Below are 803 nucleotides of genomic sequence, written 5' to 3' on the forward strand. Positions count from 1 at the left end.
TGGGCTTGCCCCGCCTCTCCGGACAGGTTGTTTAACCTAACAAACCGCCGCCTCGAACTGCATGGGGCTGACGTATCCCAGCGTTGAGTGCTGGCGCCTTGTGTTGTAGAACCGCTCGATGTAGTCGAACACCTCGGCCCTGCACTCATCGCGGGACCGGTAAATCCGTCGGCTCAGCCGTTCGGTTTTCAGCGTGGAGAAGAAGCTCTCCATGGCGGCATTATCCCAGCAGTCCCCGCGCTTGCTCATGCTGCACACGATCCCAGCATCGGCCAGCAGCATCTGGAACTGCTCGCTGGTGTACTGGCTGCCCTGGTCGGAGTGGTGCAGGACTTCGCGCGGGCGGCCTCGCCGATGCAACGCCATCATCAGGGCGTCGGTCACCAATTGCGACGTCATGCTGGCCTGCATGGACCAGCCGACGATACGTCGTGAGTACAAGTCCATGACGGCCGCCACGTAGAGCCAGCCCTCTGCTGTCCAGACATAGGTGAAGTCGGCCACCCATTTCTGGTTGGGCGCGCGGGCCGTAAAGTCTCGATCCAGCACGTTGGCGGCAATGGCATGAGCCGATCTTGGCCCCGCATCCGACGGGTGACGACGGCGCTTGGTTCGTGCCACGAGGTTTGCCCGGCGCATCAGACGCGCCACACGATGCCTGCCCCAGTGCTCGCCCCAGGCGCGCAGATCCCGCCATACCCGAGGGCTGCCATACGTCCGATCGCTGGACTGGAAGCTCTCTCGGATACGGCCGATCAATCGCTCGTTGGCCTGTTCCCGAGCGCTGGGCGAGCGGCCATGCC

Annotated in this window: 1 protein-coding gene; it reads right to left on the reverse strand. The window is 63.6% G+C overall.

The annotated features are described in order from the left end of the window. Positions 1-36 precede the first annotated feature (36 nt). A partial coding sequence (locus N5K27_RS28990) for an IS3 family transposase (RefSeq protein WP_279821039.1) occupies positions 37-803 on the reverse strand: 767 nt, incomplete at its 5' end.

Origin of the sequence: Pigmentiphaga sp. GD03639 (genome assembly GCF_029845405.1) — a bacterium.
Classification (GTDB): domain Bacteria; phylum Pseudomonadota; class Gammaproteobacteria; order Burkholderiales; family Burkholderiaceae_B; genus Pigmentiphaga; species Pigmentiphaga daeguensis.